The 15,466-nt window shown below is 62.3% G+C and carries 13 protein-coding genes; 6 read left to right on the forward strand and 7 right to left on the reverse strand.

The window, feature by feature from the left end; all coding sequences use genetic code 11:
* Positions 1 to 42 precede the first annotated feature (42 nt).
* Positions 43 to 921 carry a LysR family transcriptional regulator gene (locus tag AAGQ88_RS10975; RefSeq protein ID WP_342655321.1) on the forward strand — a complete coding sequence of 293 codons (879 nt, stop codon included), beginning with the start codon at positions 43 to 45 and terminating at the stop codon, positions 919 to 921.
* Positions 922 to 1,031: 110 nt separating this feature from the next.
* Here the strand turns inward: AAGQ88_RS10975 and AAGQ88_RS10980 are convergent, their stop codons facing one another.
* A complete protein-coding gene (locus tag AAGQ88_RS10980; RefSeq protein ID WP_342655322.1) occupies positions 1,032 to 1,925 on the reverse strand; it encodes a LysR family transcriptional regulator in 894 nt (297 codons plus the stop codon).
* A 94-nt stretch (positions 1,926 to 2,019) separates the two neighbouring features.
* Between AAGQ88_RS10980 and AAGQ88_RS10985 the strand changes: the two genes are divergently transcribed.
* Positions 2,020 to 3,186 (forward strand): MFS transporter, encoded by a 1,167-nt coding sequence (locus tag AAGQ88_RS10985; RefSeq protein WP_342655323.1) that lies wholly within the window; start codon positions 2,020 to 2,022, stop codon positions 3,184 to 3,186.
* Between the two features lie 36 nt (positions 3,187 to 3,222).
* Here the strand turns inward: AAGQ88_RS10985 and AAGQ88_RS10990 are convergent, their stop codons facing one another.
* Complete coding sequence (locus AAGQ88_RS10990; protein WP_342655324.1) at positions 3,223 to 3,663, reverse strand: thiol-disulfide oxidoreductase DCC family protein; 441 nt, start codon at positions 3,661 to 3,663, stop codon at positions 3,223 to 3,225.
* Between the two features lie 179 nt (positions 3,664 to 3,842).
* Positions 3,843 to 5,030 carry an MFS transporter gene (locus AAGQ88_RS10995; protein ID WP_342655325.1) on the reverse strand — a complete coding sequence of 396 codons (1,188 nt, stop codon included), beginning with the start codon at positions 5,028 to 5,030 and terminating at the stop codon, positions 3,843 to 3,845.
* A 110-nt stretch (positions 5,031 to 5,140) separates the two neighbouring features.
* Between AAGQ88_RS10995 and AAGQ88_RS11000 the strand changes: the two genes are divergently transcribed.
* Positions 5,141 to 6,061 (forward strand): LysR family transcriptional regulator, encoded by a 921-nt coding sequence (locus tag AAGQ88_RS11000; RefSeq protein WP_342655326.1) that lies wholly within the window; start codon positions 5,141 to 5,143, stop codon positions 6,059 to 6,061.
* A gap of 60 nt (positions 6,062 to 6,121) precedes the next feature.
* Here the strand turns inward: AAGQ88_RS11000 and AAGQ88_RS11005 are convergent, their stop codons facing one another.
* The gene (locus AAGQ88_RS11005) at positions 6,122 to 7,609 is read right to left on the reverse strand and encodes a sensor domain-containing diguanylate cyclase (RefSeq protein WP_342655784.1); all 1,488 of its coding nucleotides are present in this window, start codon (positions 7,607 to 7,609) and stop codon (positions 6,122 to 6,124) included.
* Positions 7,610 to 7,829: 220 nt separating this feature from the next.
* Positions 7,830 to 8,747, reverse strand: a complete 918-nt coding sequence (locus tag AAGQ88_RS11010; RefSeq protein ID WP_342655327.1) for a LysR family transcriptional regulator — start codon at positions 8,745 to 8,747, stop codon at positions 7,830 to 7,832.
* 116 nt (positions 8,748 to 8,863) lie between these two features.
* Between AAGQ88_RS11010 and AAGQ88_RS11015 the strand changes: the two genes are divergently transcribed.
* Both AAGQ88_RS11015 and AAGQ88_RS11020 read left to right on the forward strand, forming a co-directional pair.
* On the forward strand, positions 8,864 to 10,357 hold the full coding sequence (locus AAGQ88_RS11015; protein WP_342655328.1) for an MmgE/PrpD family protein: 1,494 nt from the start codon (positions 8,864 to 8,866) through the stop codon (positions 10,355 to 10,357).
* Positions 10,358 to 10,435: 78 nt separating this feature from the next.
* Complete coding sequence (locus tag AAGQ88_RS11020) at positions 10,436 to 11,896, forward strand: MmgE/PrpD family protein (RefSeq protein WP_342655329.1); 1,461 nt, start codon at positions 10,436 to 10,438, stop codon at positions 11,894 to 11,896.
* Between the two features lie 152 nt (positions 11,897 to 12,048).
* Here the strand turns inward: AAGQ88_RS11020 and AAGQ88_RS11025 are convergent, their stop codons facing one another.
* Positions 12,049 to 12,441: a hypothetical protein gene (locus AAGQ88_RS11025; RefSeq protein ID WP_342655330.1), complete on the reverse strand. Its 393-nt coding sequence runs from the start codon at positions 12,439 to 12,441 to the stop codon at positions 12,049 to 12,051.
* A gap of 458 nt (positions 12,442 to 12,899) precedes the next feature.
* Between AAGQ88_RS11025 and AAGQ88_RS11030 the strand changes: the two genes are divergently transcribed.
* Positions 12,900 to 14,855, forward strand: a complete 1,956-nt coding sequence (locus AAGQ88_RS11030) for an EAL domain-containing protein (RefSeq protein ID WP_342655331.1) — start codon at positions 12,900 to 12,902, stop codon at positions 14,853 to 14,855.
* On the opposite strand, the gene thpR is transcribed toward AAGQ88_RS11030, so the two are convergent.
* Positions 14,852 to 15,385: an RNA 2',3'-cyclic phosphodiesterase gene (gene thpR / locus AAGQ88_RS11035; protein ID WP_342655332.1), complete on the reverse strand. Its 534-nt coding sequence runs from the start codon at positions 15,383 to 15,385 to the stop codon at positions 14,852 to 14,854. The two genes, AAGQ88_RS11030 and thpR, sit on opposite strands and share 4 nt — an antisense overlap.
* Positions 15,386 to 15,466 lie beyond the last annotated feature (81 nt).

The raw sequence follows: 15,466 nt of genomic DNA on the forward strand, positions 1-15,466 counted from the left end.
CCGGGTAAACTGAATTGACTGATCCACTGATGGAGCAATTCGTTGGAATATCTGAATGACATGGCGTTGTTTGTCGAGGTTGTAAAAGTGCGCAGTTTTCGGCGAGCTGCCGAAGCGCTCGACATGCCGAATTCCACGCTTTCGCGCCGTATCAGCGGCCTGGAGAAGGCCATTGGTCTTCGCCTGTTGCACCGTACAACTCGGAAGATTGAGCTGACCGAGGCGGGGCAGCTCTACTACGAACGCTGTAAACGGATCGTCGACGAGGCAAGACTGGCCCATGAGCAACTCGGCGAAATGCTGGCTCGGCCGAGCGGCTTGCTGCGGGCGTCGCTTCCCGTGGATTTTGCCAACGTCTACCTGGCGCCGCTCATCGCCGAGTTCGCCCAGCTCTATCCCGGCATCAGTTTTGACTTCGATCTCACCCCGCGTCAGGTGGATCTGGTCAGTGAGCCAGTGGACGTGGTCATCCGCATGGGAGAGCCTGCGAACTCCAATCTCATCGCGCGGAAGCTGGCGAGTATTCAACGCTTTCTCTACGCCTCACCTCACTATCTGCAAACGTCGGGTGAGCCGCAGTCGCCTTCGGACTTGAGCGGTCACGAATGCCTGCGGCTGCGGGGGCCAGACTCGGATCGCTGGACGCTTTCCGGTGGCGGTGAAACGCAGCAGGTCGATGTTGGCGGGCGCTTTCAACTCAACAGCGTGGGCATGCTGAGGCACCTGGTCTCGTTAGGGCTGGGCATTACGTTGCTGCCCGAAGGTATTGCCGCTCAGGACGTGGCGGACGGGAAACTGCGACGGATCCTGGTGCAATGGCAAGCGTCACCGGTCTCGGTGTATGCCCTGACCGAAACGCGATTGCTCCCGGCCAAGACTCAGCGTTTTATCGAATTTGTGCGCGACAGGCTGCAGGCCTGAGTGGAATGCCAGTCCACCGCTTCCACGGCAAGCTGCAGGGCAGGGCTATCACGCGCCGCCTGATAGGAGTTCCAGTTCCGGCGATCAGTTGACCCGTTAGACGGCCGCTCTTAAATCCGATGATGCTCCACCAGAAAATCCACGAACAACCGAACCCGCGCCGGCATCGTCGCACCCCCGACGAACACGGCATGAATGGGCTCCTGGTCGCCGGGGTTCCAGCTTTCCAGAAGCGGCAGCAGATCGCCGCGTTGCAGGTCTTCACTGACGGTGAAACGGCCGATGCGTGCAATGCCGGCGCCGACTCGCGCAAGCTGCGCGAGCGCTTCGCCACTGCTGCATTCGATGTTGCCGCTGACCTGGAGGGAAAACTCTTTTCCGCCGCGCATGAACGGCCAGTTGGGTTCGGCACGCCGGAAGTTGAAGCGCAGGCAGTTGTGGCGCAGCAGGTCTTCCGGCTCATCGGGGATGCCGTGGCGCTGCAGATAATCAGGCGATGCCACGACCACCTGGCCGGTGTCGCCGATTCGTCGCGCGGTCAGCGGACTGTCGGGCAGATGCCCGAAGCGGACCGCCACGTCGGCCTGACCGCCGAGAATGTCCACCACTTCATCGCCGAGTGTCAGGTCGACGACGATGTTCGGGTAACGAGCGCTGAACGCTGCCACCAATGGAACGATCGCCGTCCGCCCATGACCGAGGGCGGCGCTGACCCGCAACCGGCCTTTTGGAACGCCTTGGTCGGCGATGGCTTCTTCGACTTCCGCCATGTCGGCGAGGATGCGCATGGCGCCGCGCAGAAAGGCTTCGCCTTCGGCGGTGAAAGTGATCGCCCGGGTCGTGCGCAGCAGCAGGCGGGTGCCGAGGCGCTGCTCGGTACGCGCGATGATCCGGCTGACGGCCGAGGGTGTCAGGCCCAGTGTGCGTGCAGCGGCGGAAAGGCTGCCTTCCTGCGCCACGGTGGCGAACACAGCCATTTCACCTGACCTGCCGTTGACGTCCATTCGTGCTCCTCGCGCAAAGGTGATTGCCTAAAATGCCGTCTACCGGCTTCAAGCGCTGGATCGTAGCATTAGCCGCATAGATAAGGAGCCTTCCATGCGTATCAATCCACCACTTGTCGCACTCTCCATGGGTGCCTTCGGCATCGGCGTCACCGAGTTCGCCCCCATGGGCATGTTGCCGGGCATCGCTGCCGACCTCGGCGTTTCCATTCCTGCCGCGGGGCTGCTGGTCAGCGCCTACGCCTTGGGCGTGTTGCTCGGCGCGCCGCTGATGACCCTGACCACCGGCCGGATTCCGCGGCGTTATCTGCTGATCGGACTCATGGCGATCTTTACCCTCGGAAATCTGATGTCCGCACTGGCGACCGATTACTACAGCCTCATGGTCGCCAGGGTGGTGACCTCCCTCAATCACGGAGCGTTTTTTGGCGTAGGTTCCATTGTCGCTGCCAGCGTCGTCGCCCCGGAAAAACGCGCCGGGGCAGTGGCCGCCATGTTCATGGGGCTGACCGTCGCAACGATCGGCGGGGTGCCGCTCGCCGCCTGGTTTGGCGAATTGTTCGGCTGGCGCACGGCGTTCTGGGGCATCACCGGCCTGGGCGTGATCGCGATGACTGCGTTGTGGTTCGCGCTGCCCAACCTGCGCTTGCCGCAGAGCGGCGGTGCACTGGCTGAAATCCGTGTGCTGGGCCGCGGCCCGGTGCTGGGCGCCTTGGCCCTGACGGTGGTGGGCTCGGGGGCAATGTTTACCGTATTCACTTACATCGCGCCGATCCTCAGCAGCGAGGCCCACGCGTCCACCGCTTTCATTACGGCGATGCTGGTGCTGTTCGGCGTGGGCTTGACGCTGGGCAACGTCTGGGGCGGCAAGGCTGCCGATCGCTCGATCGACCGGACGCTGATCGTCTCACTGAGCGTGCTGATCCTCGTCCTGCTGGCGTTCACGGTGCTCATGCAATGGCCGCTGCCCGCCGCCGTGGCCATCCTGATCTGGGGTATCGCCAGCTTCGCTCTGGTGCCGCCACTGCAGATGCGCGTCATGGAAGCGGCCAAAGACGCGCCCAACCTGGCATCGGCGGTGAACATCGGCGCCTTCAACCTTGGCAACGCCATCGGTGCAGCGCTGGGTGGCGCGGTAATCAATGCCGGCCTGGGATACCCGGCGATCTCCCTGGCCGGCGCCGCCATGGCGGCGCTGGGACTGCTGATGGTACTGGCCTTCGCCTGGCGCTCCAGAACAGTTGCCGCAGCGGTGGCGTGAGGAGAGAAGCTGCGTTCTGGATATATCGCCCTGCGCTCATCCTTTCAGAAAGCGTTTCGGGTGGTCGGAGGGAGGCGTGCGGCTGCTGTCGTACCTGCCGAACAGACGGTAGCGATTCAGCGCGACTTTGTCGTACATCCAGTCGCGGACCTTGCGCGGAACACATTTCGCTACCCTGAGCCAGGGCCACGGCGGCGGCAAGCGAGCGAGGATTTCGAACATCGCGTCAGAGCGAACGAAGAACCGGTCGTCAGTAATCAGCACCACGGTGTTGAATTGATCGGTTGGCAGCCCGGCCCATTTGAGCAGCGCCTGGCCTTGGGATGATTGCACCGTCGCGAGGAGAATCCGGCCCGGACGGTCATGTTGAATGATGAATTTCGCCCACCCGTTACACAGCTTGCAGGTGCCATCGAAGAGCACCACCGTTTCGCCGGTTTGCAGGAGCGGGGCAGAGCAGGAGGGCTGGTTGATCATCGCGGGTTCCCATGGGTTTGCCAGGCGCAGTGATCGTCATCTCGCCACCTCGCAGATTTGCCATCGTTAATCAGTGCAAACCATAGTCGCATAACCACGCACACGCCGCCGGGCTTGAAGCACAGGAGGCCGATGCCCCTGTGTCTTCGACGGCGTTCCGCTGGTAATGAGGTGCGGCCCTAGCGCTTGCGCATCATGAGCAGCGCGATGACGACCGCCATCGCTGCAATCACCGTCGCGATCCAGCCCAGTGCGTCCAGGCCGAATTGGCCGATGCCCAGACCGCCGAGGATTGCGCCTAGCCCGATACCCGCGTTTGCCGCCGAAATGTTCAGCGACGCCGCGAGCGCCTGGGCTTTCGCGCCTGCCTGCATCACCCGGACCTGGCAGATGGGGAAGAGTGCCGTGTACGCCACGCCCCATACTGCCAGCGCGCAGATCAGCCAGGGATGATTGGCCGCCAGAGGCGCGGCGGCGGTCATGCCGACGCCCAGCACGATCAGGAACAAGACCATTGCCCCAAGCGGGTAGCGATCCACCAGCGCTCCGCCCCAGTGGTTGCCGATCATGCCCACGGCGCCGAACCCCATCAGCCACCATCCCACCTGGTTTGCCGGAACGCCGGCCAGGCTTTGCAGGATGTCGGCAAGGTAGGTATAGGCCGTGAACATCGCTGTGAACGTCAGCACCGACAGCAGAATGTGGGCGAGAAAACGTGGCTGTTTGAGAATGTCGGTCTGTTTCTCGCCTTGCTGTTTCTGCGGGGACGACGGAAGCGTGGGCATGCAAAGCTGCATGAGCGCCGCGATGATCAACGAGATGACGGCAAGCACCCAGAAGCTGCCGCGCCATCCGAGGGAGTCAGCCGCAACGGTACCCAACGGCACGCCGAAGACCAGCGCGGCGGAGATGCCCAGATAAACCCGCGAGACGGCTTTGCCGGAGTTACCGGGACCTGCGAGTTGGCCGGCGGTCTCGCTGGCGGTTCCCCAGAAGACCGGCAAGCCGAGCGCAGGGATGAACCGCGCCAGCGCCATTATCCAGATGTTGGTCGACAACGCGGCAAGCACGTTGGACGCCGCGAAAACCAGCAGGATCAGCGTGAACAGTTTCTTGTGTTCGACGCCCGCCAGTCTGGCTGTGAGGACAGGCCCGAACAGCATCACGGTGAACGCGAAGAGCGTGACCACCTGACCGGCTACGGCCACCGAGACGTTGAGGTCGCGCGCCATCGCCGGCAACAGCCCGACGATCAGGAACTCGGTGGTGACGATGATGAAGGCGGCGACCGCCATGATGAGGATCTGAACGGCGGATCGCGCGGAAGCGGAGGGCGCTGCCACCGCTTCTGTGGTCGAGGGATGCATGAAAGGTGACGCTCCAAGGGATTTTGGCATAGCCTATTAGAGATTTACCTTCTCATCCGGGATATAAATGACCGGTCATGCGGAACTGGATTCAGTAATCGAGAGGTGCCATGTATTCTTCGGAGCGGCTTAAAGGAATCGATGTGTTCGTCACGGTCGCTGATGTGGGCAGCTTCGCCAGTGCCGCGCTGCGCCTGAATCTGACGGCATCGGCGGTCAGCAAGAGCGTCGCCCGGCTGGAGCAGCGATTGGGACAGCGCCTGTTCGCCCGGACCACCCGAAGGCTTTCTCTGACCGAGGCGGGCGTCAAGTATTACCGCACCTGCACCGGCGTGCTGGCTGACCTTGAGGAATCGGAGCTGGAGATCGCTTCTGACCGGCATGAGCCCCATGGTAGGGTGCGGATCGACTTGCCAGCTTCCTACGGACGCCTGCACGTGCTGCCGTTGATACTCGAGTTCGGTCGGGCGTATCCGTCGCTTCACCCGCACATTTCCTTCTCGGATCGCTTTGTCGATCCGGTCCATGAGGGGATCGACATCGTCGTTCGAATCGGTGGGCCGGACGCCTGGCATTCCGGTCTTGGCCACAGGTTCATAGGCGCCCAGCGTCTGGTGTTCTGCGCGGCACCGCGTTACCTCAGTGAGTACGGCACGCCGCGTTCAGTCACGGAACTGGAGAACCATCACTGCATCGCATATGGGCTCACGGATGGGCAAGTTGGCCCGTGGTTTCTCAAGGGCCGTCTGCCGGGCGATCAGGAGCGACGCGTCATCCATCCCCGCATTGCGGTGGGTGACGGCGAAGGCGAGGTGTCGGCAACACTGGCGGGCTATGGCATTGCGCAATTGCCTACCTGGCTGGTTCAGGGGCATCTCGATGCGGGGCGCCTGGTTGAGGTTCTGCCCGAGCTTGCAACGGAAGGCCTGCCGATGAACCTTGTCTGGCTCAAGACCCGAGAATCGTTGCCGAAGGTGAGCGTCCTGCTGGACTACCTGAGTGAACATCTCGCGCCCCATGGAAGCGTATGAGGTGCTGCGGCGACGGGTTCAGCCTGCAGACGGGACTGCGTTTTGCGACCGCAGCCGACGTCAGGCCGACGGCGCTTCGTAATCCAACACAGTGCTGGCCGCCTCGGAACACCACCGGTTCCGGCCGCCGTTCTTCGCAACGTACAAGAATGCATCCGCCGACTTGATCAGGCCTGCCGGCGTGGTCCCGTCCCTGGCCGGTGTGCCGCAGGCGACGCCCGCGCTTGCGGTCACCCTGCCGAGCGGATGATCGGCATGTTCGATGTCCAGCGCGCGAACGGCTTGCAATATCTCCTCGGCCAACTGCCCGGCGCCGCGGGCATCAGTGTCCGGCAGCAGCACCGTGAACTCTTCACCGCCGTAACGCACCGCCAGGTCCGCTGGCCGCTTGAGGGCTTGCCGGATGGCCGACGCCACCTGGCGCAGACACTCGTCACCGGCAGGGTGGCCATAGCGGTCGTTGAAACGCTTGAAGTAGTCGACATCCAGCATGATCAGCGCCAGAGGCGTGCCTTGGCGCCGCGCCCGTTCCAGCTCTTGTGCCAATGCGATATCCAGCTTTCGACGATTCCCCAGGCCCGTCAGGCTGTCTGTCAGCGCCATGTCGTGCACCGTCTGATGCGCAATGCGGATCTGCTCCTCCAGTTCGATGCGCGCACGCAGCTGGGTCAGCACCAACACCCCGAAACCGCTGAGTCCGGCGATGAGCACGAGCAGCACCATGCCGGTCTTGAACAGATCATGGCGCCATGGCCCCACAAAAGACTCCCGCGAAAGGCCCGCTTCCACGACGAGCGGATACGACGTCAGCGCTCTGTAGGCATAAAGCCTGTAGGTGTTGTCGATGACCGCCTTGACCTCGGCGACACCTTCGTTCGAGAACGGAAGATAACGGGTGAAAATCTCGCTCTGCGCAAGGCTGCGGTCTGTCGTCGGGGCCACGAACGGCCGCCTGACCAGCACTTCGCCGCTGCGCATCGCCAGCACCAGCGCGCCTTTGTCATCAATCTTGAAATCCCCGTAATAGTCGAGGAAATAGCTGACCTTGATGGTGCCGAGAAGCACGCCGGCAAACGATCCATCGGGGTTGTCCAGCCGACGGGATATGGGAATGACCAGCTCCCGCGAGGAGCGGCTTTTCACAACGTTGCCGATGCGAATCCCTCGCCCGGGATGGGTGCGGTGGAAGGCGAAATATTCACGGTCGGCATTATTGGCCGTTTCGGGGGTGATGTACTGATTGGTCACGACCCAGTCGCCGTTCGCCGCATAGATGAACAAGCCCTGAAGCTGCGGCATGATCCTGGTTTGCTGGTCGAGCAGGGCGCGGATCCGGGGAACATCGATGTTGCCGAGCCCGTCGCCCTCGACGCGCTCGCGCAACTCGGCGGTCAGCACATCGACCTGGCGGACGGCATCTTCGGCGTGTTGCGCCGTGGCCTGGGCAAGGTTTCTGGCGGAGTCCTGGGCGGACGCATACGCATGCCGGTAGTCCCGCCAGGACCTCCACCCCTCGACGGCCAGGAATGAAATCACCATGAGCAGCATGAAGCTCAAGGTCAGTCGAAAGACCGTCGCGCTGTTGCCACTGTTCAACGCCAGGCCTTCGCGGCTGGGATCGGCTGTCGAAGGTCTCATGGGTTTGCGTCCACGCATCATCAATCCTTACTGGAGGCTTCCAGGCCGCATCAGACGACCGAAACGGGTGCGATTCGGTAGACATCAGCACAGGTGCCGATGCTCGGTGAACGAGGCGATTTGCTCTGGATCATCGATCGCCGGCCGCTTCCTGACCGTTCGCGGTTGAAGACAGGATCATCTGATACAGGCGCTCGGCCGCTGGGGAGAGCACGCGTCCGCGGCGCTTGATCAGCCCGCTGGTGCGGTTGAGCACGGGCTTGATCAACGGCACGGCGCATAATTCCGAGCGCATCAGGTGAGGCGGAATCGCCAGTTGCGGAACCGCCGCGACGCCCAGACCGGCGGCCACCATGTCGACCACAGTCCGGACGTGCCGGGCTTCGCAGATGGCCGTTGGCAGGTCGGGAACGTCCGCCAGTGCCAGGTCCAGCAGCAAACGGTTGCCGCTGGCCTTGCTCACCGCGATGTAGTCGTGCCGGGTCAGCTCCGCCCAGGTGACCGAGCGCCGGGACGCCAGCGCATGGTCACGACGGCAGGCCACCACGAATCGCTCCTTGAAGATCGGGACGAACTCCAGATTCGCTTCCTGCACACCGATGTAGTTGATGCCGAAGTCGGCCTCGTTGCGCGCCACCGTGGACAGCACGTCACTGGCGCCTTCGTCCAGCACGCGGACCAGAATGCGCGGGTACAGCCGTTGATATTCGGTCAGTACCGTCAGCAGGCAGTGATGCACGGCGGTCGGCACGCAAGCGACAGTGACCTCACCGCGCAGGTTGCTCGTGCCTTCTTTTATCCCCATGAACGACTCGTCGAACGTGTTGACCACCTGACGCGCTTTACGAGCGAACTCGCGTCCGGTGGCCGTCAGCTCGACGCGGCGGGTCGTTCGCTCCAGCAGTCGCACGCCCAGATTGCTCTCCAGTTTCGAGATCCGTCTGGACAACGCGGGCTGCGACAGATGCAGCTCTCTGGCGGCAGCACTGAAGCTTCCAAGCTCCGCAACGGCCACCAACGCGCGCAGATCTCCCATCTCAACATTCATGTTAACCATGCATAAGTACCCAACATTATTGCAATTAACTTAGCAGAAGTTGTGCGTCATGATCATCGGTGCGTGAAAGCACATGCATCCAGATAATGACAAGCACAGGAGCATCTATGAATTCTTTCAACCGCCGCACACTGCTCAAGGCTGGCGCCATCGGGTCCGTCGCCGCAGCCGCCCCCGGCCTGGCATTTTCGGCTGAGCCCAAGGCATCGGGTGCGTCCAGCTCAACGGCTGCCGCCGGTGGCGCGAGCGCTTCGCAGGGTAAGGACGTCACCCGGATCCTCGCCGCCTATCTGGTGAAGGCCCGATATGAGGATCTGCCCGCCAACGTGCGCAGGGAAGGCTGCCGCACGCTGATGAACTGGGTCGGTGTCGCGGTCGGTGGCTCCCATCATGAGACGGTTGAGCGAGCGATCGTTGCGCTGAAACCGTTTTCGGGGCCAGAACAAGCGAGTCTGCTGGGGCGCAGCGAGCGGTTCGACATCATGAACGCGGCGTTTCTGAATGGCGTCGCCAGCCACATTTTCGACTTCGACGACACGCACCTGAAAACCATCATCCACCCGGCCGGGCCAGTGGTTTCGGCGATTCTGGCCCTTTCGGAGTATCGGCCGGTGTCTGGAAAGGCGTTTCTCAACGCCCTGGTTCTGGGCGTTGAAACCGAGTGCCGGATCGGCAATTCCGTTTACCCGGAACATTACGATGTGGGCTGGCACATCACGGGCACCGCCGGGGTGTTCGGTGCTGCCGCGGCGGCGGGCAAGCTGCTTGGGCTGACTGAGCAGCAGATGGTCTGGGCACTGGGGCTGGCGGCCTCGCAGCCGGTCGGGCTGCGGGAGTCATTCGGATCGATGAACAAAAGCTTCAACCCTGGCCGGGCAGCGAGCAACGGTCTGTTCGCAGCCTTGCTGGCCGCCCAGAACTACACCAGCTCGGAGATGATGATCGAGGCGAAACGTGGCTGGGCGCACACCATCAGCACCAAGCAGGATTTCAGTCAGATCACCGACGGATTGGGCAGCCACTACGAGTCCGCGCTCAATACCTACAAACCCTTCGCCTGCGGGATCGTGATCCACCCGGCCCTCGATGCGGCCATCCAGTTGCGCAACGAATACAAGCTGACCGCTGACCAGATCGCCAGAGTCGACTTGAAGGTTCACCCGCTCGTGATCGAGCTGACGGGCAAGAAAACCCCGAAGATCGGTCTGGAGGGCAAATTCAGCATTTACCACTCCGTTGCCGTTGCGATCGTTCAGGGCGCCGCGGGCGAGCGCCAGTACAGCGATCAGGCGGTGCAGGATCCGACGGTCGTTAAATTGCGCGATCGGGTGGTGGCGACCATCGACCCCGCGATCAAGCCCGAGCAGGTCGACATGACCATCACCCTCAACGACGGACGTACGCTGCACAAATTTATCGAGCACGCGATCGGCAGCGTCGAAGTGCCCATGACGGATCAGCAACTGGACGCAAAATTCCTCGATCTGGCCAAAGACATCCTGACGCAGACTCAGGCTGAGCACCTCATCCAGCTGTGTCGCAACGTCGAGTCGCTGGCCTCGGCTGCCGAGATTGCCAAGGCGGCGACCTCAAAGGCCTGAGCCTTCCAGCGCGGTGCCGTTTCATCTCCCATGACAATAACCGTCCCGCGTCCATCACGACGGGACACTGGAGGCTCCATGAACACATTATCGTGGTCCCGTCGCCGGGTGCTGCAAGGCGGTGCACTGCTTGCGGTCGGACTGACGCCCTGCGGAGCGCTTCTGGCGTCGGAAAAAACCGGCGACATCACGGCGCAGCTTGCCCGTTACATTGTCGCCTCTCGGGATCTTCCGTTGCCGGACGCGGTGGCGGTGGCCTGCAAGAACCACATTCTGGATACCATCGGCGCGATGATTTCCGGTTCGCAGATGCGCCCGGGCCAACTTGCCCTTCGCTACGTCGCGGGGCAGGGCGGCACGGAGCAGGCCTCTGTCGTGGGTTCGGGGTTTCGTACCACTGCCATCAACGCGGCACTGGCCAATGCAATGTGCGCGCACTCCGATGAAACCGATGACTTCGAACCAGTGACCAAAGCCCACCCGGGCAGTTCGGTCGTGCCTGCCGCGCTGGCCATGGGCGAATCGCGCCACAGCAGCGGCGAGGCGTTCATGCGCGCGGTGGCGCTGGGGTATGACACGGGCTGCCGTTTGCTGATGGCGCTCGGGCCTGATCTGGTCAGGGGTTCGCATCGCAGCGCCGAGGGCACCGCGGCCACCTTTGGCGCGGTCGCCGGGGCGGCATCACTGGCCCAGTTGGACGCGCTGAACACCTGTTATGCCTTGTCCTATGCCGCGCAGCAGGAGTCGGGCATCTGGAGCTGGGTCAAAGACCATGACCATATCGAAAAGGCATTCGATTTTGCCGGCATGGGGGCGCGTAACGGGGTTCAGGCGGTGAGCATGGTCCAGGCCGGCATGACGGGCGTCGCCGACGTGCTGGACGGCACTCACAATCTGTTGATTGCACTCTCGACCCAGCCCCAGCCGGAGCAGATGGTGGACGGCCTCGGCAAGCGTTTCTTCGTGGTCGAAACCGCGATCAAGACGTACTCGGTCGGCTACCCGATCCAGTCGCCCCTCGACGCCATCCTCACCTTGCGCAAGGCCCATGGACTGACCCCGGACAACGTTCGGAGCATCGAAGTCAGGGTGCCGAGCGATGCGGTCGGCATCGTCGGTGACAGCGCCATGCCGGACGTGAACTGTGCCCACATGGTGGCCGTGGCGGTGGTCAAAGGTCAGGTGTCGTTCGTCGACAGCCACGATGCCGCGCTGATGCATGACCCAGGACTGGTGGCGCAACGCAGCAAGATCAAGGTGTTCGCCGATCCCGCGCTGGACGACCCCGCAGCCCCGCGCGGCGCCAAGGTCAGCGTGACGATGACCGATGGCCGGACCGTCACGCATCACACCCGTTTCCCGTCAGGCACGAAGGAAAACCCCTTGAGCGTGGAGGCGGTAAACAACAAGGTCCGTGACTTGATCGTTCCGGTGATCGGCCAGGATCGCGGCGAGCGTCTGATCGATCAGATCAACCATCTGGAGCGACTCAAGGACGTTGCACAACTGCGCGAGCTGCTCATTGCCCAAGGCGCGTGAGAGGCATGGTCTTCGCCCCGACTCCGCGCCGGACGCGATCATCCGGCGCGTGGCGGGCATGCGGCTACTTGGAGGCGAACGCTGCATTCGCAGACCCGGCTCGGGATTCAGCGGGCATGAGCCCCGAACGGGCGCGTTATGGCGTGCCGGATCTACCGAGGAAACCGGTTGTTGGTGGTGCCCTTGGCGGTGTCGACGAACCAGAAACCGTGGTCGTCGGCTTTCACAATGTTGCATTCCTCGCCATAGGCCGAATACGTCACGCAAATGACGTCGCCGGTAATCTTCCATTTTCCGGTTGCTTCGGGATTGCCGCTGATCTGAATCCTGGCGTTGCCGTCGGGCGACAGCACCTCGGTGAACGTCTGTCCGCTTGAGGTCACGCTCTGATGGGGGCGGCCAATGAATTGACCGGAGATTTCGGTGCCGCTGAGTTGCCTGGCGCCGGTTGGCGGTGGCGAGTGCGCGTCCTTTACCGGATTGTGTCCGTCGGACGCGCAGCCGATCAGCAGTGCTGCGAATACCGCAACGTAAACGGCTTTCATGAGTCATCCCTCTCGTTAATGAAGGTATGAGCCATTTGCAGCGGGAAACAACCTGTCAACGGCACACGACTGACATTCCTTGACGATCTGCTTGGGAATAAACAGATGTTCAGGCAACTGACTCCCATTGAATCTAGCAGGTTACGCCAGCGCTGTTGGTTGGCCGAAGACCTGACGCCGCACTTGCCGGGATCAGCGGACTGCAACGGGCATGATGATCGTGCCCGGACCGCTCTGCGACGCGGTCAGACGCGCTGACACGACGCGCGTAACTCGTCGGCATTTCATCGGCTGAAAATGCTGCAGGCCGCGCCGTTCAAAGCTTTGCTCCCCATTTAATGCTATGAGCGGTATTCAGAAATGCCGCCCATGGCCGATGGATAAGGCAGGCGTAATAAGCGCTTTACTGCTGTGACCAACAGCATTCTCGTGATTTCGTGAGCGCTTGAGCATCAACCATGAAGAGTTTCTTATTGCACCGTCTGAGGCCGTTGATCACGGTGCAGCGCGACAATCCCCGCTTACTGAAAGCTCAATACGTCGCGCTGTCCCGGCAGTTGCCGATCATGTACGCGATTCTGTTGATCAACACTTTGGCCCTGGCTGCCACGCACTACACCATTGCGCCGCGCTGGCTCGCGCTTTATGTACCGGCTGCGCTGACACTGCTGGGCAGCGGGCGCGCCTTGATGTGGTGGCGCTTGCGAAGCGTGCCTGCCACACCCGAACGGGTTTTCAAGACACTCACGCGCACCAACCGTCTGGCGTTTTTCATCGCCCTGAGTTTCACCGCCTGGGCGTTGGCCCTTTTCCCGTACGGGGACAGCTATACCCGTTCCCACGTCGCGTTCTACATGGCGATAACCGTCATCGCCTGCATCTTCTGTCTGATGCACTTGCGCTCCGCCGCGCTGACCACCACGGTGGTGGTCAACCTGGCATTCGTGGTGTTTTTTCTGGCGGCGGGCAACCCCACTTACACCGCCATGGCGATCAATGTGCTGCTGGTGTCCGCGGCGATGATCCTGGTGATGCACGACCAGTATCAGGACTTCACGCGGTTGGTGAACACCCAGGCCCGCTCGGAAAAACTCAGCGAAGAAAACCAGCGGCTCGCCAACGAAGACAGCCTGACCGGATTGCCGAATCGGCGACGGTTTTTCTCGCTGCTCGATCAGGGCCTGGCGCAAGCTCGGCTGGACGGGGCGAAACTGGCCATCGGACTCATCGACCTCGATGGCTTCAAGCCGGTGAACGATGTTTATGGGCACAGGGTAGGGGACAAGCTGCTGTTTCAGGTCGGGCAGCGTCTGCTGGAATTCGTGACGGCGGATGTGCAACTGGCGCGGCTCGGCGGCGATGAGTTCGGCCTGCTGGTTCAGCACGTCGAGTCAGAGCAGGACCTGATCGCCGTGGGCGACCGCATAAGCGACGCGCTGCGCGAGCCCTTCATCATCGGCAACATCCAGATCGCGATCAGCGCCTCTCTTGGGCTGGTGATCTTTCCGGACATGGCCAGCGATGCCGTGGAAGCTTACGAATTCGCCGATTACGCGCTGTACGACAGCAAGCGCGCGGGCGCCGGGACACTGTGTCTGTTTTCGACGGCGCACTACCGCGACCTCAAGCGCGACGGCGCGACCGAACAGGGCTTGCGACGGGCCAACATCGTCGAAGAGTTCGATCTGGTGTTTCAGCCCATCGTCGACGTCCACACGGGGCGAACAGTGGCGTTCGAGGCGCTGGCGCGCTGGGTCAGCCCCGATCTGGGACCTGTGGCGCCAGGCCTGTTCATTCCGGTGGCCGAGCGCATCGGCTTCATCAACCGGCTGACGCTGCCGCTGCTGAAGAAAGCCTTGGCCGGTGCTTCGTCCTGGCCCGACGATGTTCGGCTTTCGTTCAACCTTTCAGCCCATGACTGCGGCTCCAGAGACGCCGTGAGCAAGATCATCGGCGTCATTGAGCGCAGCGGTTTCGCGCCGCACCGGTTGGACTTCGAAATCACCGAAACCGCCGTCATACAGGACCTGGATCAGGCCCGCTGTGCGATCAACGCGTTCCGCGAGCTGGGCTGCGGCGTCTCCCTGGATGACTTCGGCACCGGCTATTCCAGCCTGAGTCAGCTTCATGCCCTGGCGCTGACCAAACTCAAGATCGATCGCACGTTCATCAGCGGGATCGAGGGCAATGCCGCCAGCTACAAGATCGTCAAATCACTGATCGCATTGAGCGCCGACATGGCGCTCGAGTGCGTCAGCGAGGGCGTGGAGCGCTTGGAAGAACTTGAGGTGCTCAAGGCATTGGGCTGTTCATTCGTTCAAGGCTATCTGGTCTCCAGACCCATCCCCCTGGAACAGACCGCCGAGTGGCTGGGCAGGCACTGGCGCGCAGAACCTGTCCGTCAACCGGCCTAGGCAACCGGAACCAGCGGCCACTGCGCCACCACGCGGTACTGGCCTTTATGGGATTCGTAAAGCGTGAAGCGGTCCGCTCGCAGCACGAATTCGCAAGGAGTTTCCGCCTCCGGCACCGAGCCCTGATAGTCACGTGTCAGCGTCAAGTGCGGGCGAAATTCCTTGTGCTTCTGATCGCTCGTGAAAGCCAGCATCGCCTGTTCCAGCGCGTAGGACAGGCGCAGCAGCTGGGGAGGGGCATCCTCGGGCGTGAGCACCAGCGCTTTCGATTGACGCCAGGCATCCAGCCGGTCGAGGACCACTGTCAGCGGTGTTCCCGGCACTTTGATCCTGGCTGCGGCGGCGCAAATCTGCGGGATCTGCGCCTTGTCGACGGATCCCAGAAACAGCAGCGTGAGGTGAAAGTTGGCGGTGGGCACCGGCCGACCGCTGCGCAGCGACAACCCTGTTCGCCATTGAGAGATCGACTTCCTCAGCGCCGGCGGGCAACCCAGGGCGAAAAACAGTCGCGATTGCGGTTCATGGCTCAACGTCTTCTCTCCTCACGTTACTGCTGCGGCTCGTCCAGGCCTGTCACCCGTCGAAATGTCATGCGCATGAGATTGACCGCA

This window comes from Pseudomonas sp. F3-2 (genome assembly GCF_038804275.1).
Lineage (GTDB): Bacteria > Pseudomonadota > Gammaproteobacteria > Pseudomonadales > Pseudomonadaceae > Aquipseudomonas.

Excerpts from the sequence above, each read along its gene's own strand:
- AAGQ88_RS10980 (WP_342655322.1), bottom strand. The coding sequence starts at position 1,925 with ATGGACGTCAACGGCAGGTCAGGTGAAATGGCTGTGTTCGCCACCGTG.
- AAGQ88_RS10985 (WP_342655323.1), top strand. The coding sequence starts at position 2,020 with ATGCGTATCAATCCACCACTTGTCGCACTCTCCATGGGTGCCTTCGGC.
- AAGQ88_RS10990 (WP_342655324.1), bottom strand. The coding sequence starts at position 3,663 with ATGATCAACCAGCCCTCCTGCTCTGCCCCGCTCCTGCAAACCGGCGAA.
- AAGQ88_RS10995 (WP_342655325.1), bottom strand. The coding sequence starts at position 5,030 with ATGCATCCCTCGACCACAGAAGCGGTGGCAGCGCCCTCCGCTTCCGCG.
- AAGQ88_RS11000 (WP_342655326.1), top strand. The coding sequence starts at position 5,141 with ATGTATTCTTCGGAGCGGCTTAAAGGAATCGATGTGTTCGTCACGGTC.
- AAGQ88_RS11005 (WP_342655784.1), bottom strand. The coding sequence starts at position 7,609 with ATGCTGCTCATGGTGATTTCATTCCTGGCCGTCGAGGGGTGGAGGTCC.
- AAGQ88_RS11010 (WP_342655327.1), bottom strand. The coding sequence starts at position 8,747 with ATGAATGTTGAGATGGGAGATCTGCGCGCGTTGGTGGCCGTTGCGGAG.
- AAGQ88_RS11015 (WP_342655328.1), top strand. The coding sequence starts at position 8,864 with ATGAATTCTTTCAACCGCCGCACACTGCTCAAGGCTGGCGCCATCGGG.
- AAGQ88_RS11020 (WP_342655329.1), top strand. The coding sequence starts at position 10,436 with ATGAACACATTATCGTGGTCCCGTCGCCGGGTGCTGCAAGGCGGTGCA.
- AAGQ88_RS11025 (WP_342655330.1), bottom strand. The coding sequence starts at position 12,441 with ATGAAAGCCGTTTACGTTGCGGTATTCGCAGCACTGCTGATCGGCTGC.
- AAGQ88_RS11030 (WP_342655331.1), top strand. The coding sequence starts at position 12,900 with ATGAAGAGTTTCTTATTGCACCGTCTGAGGCCGTTGATCACGGTGCAG.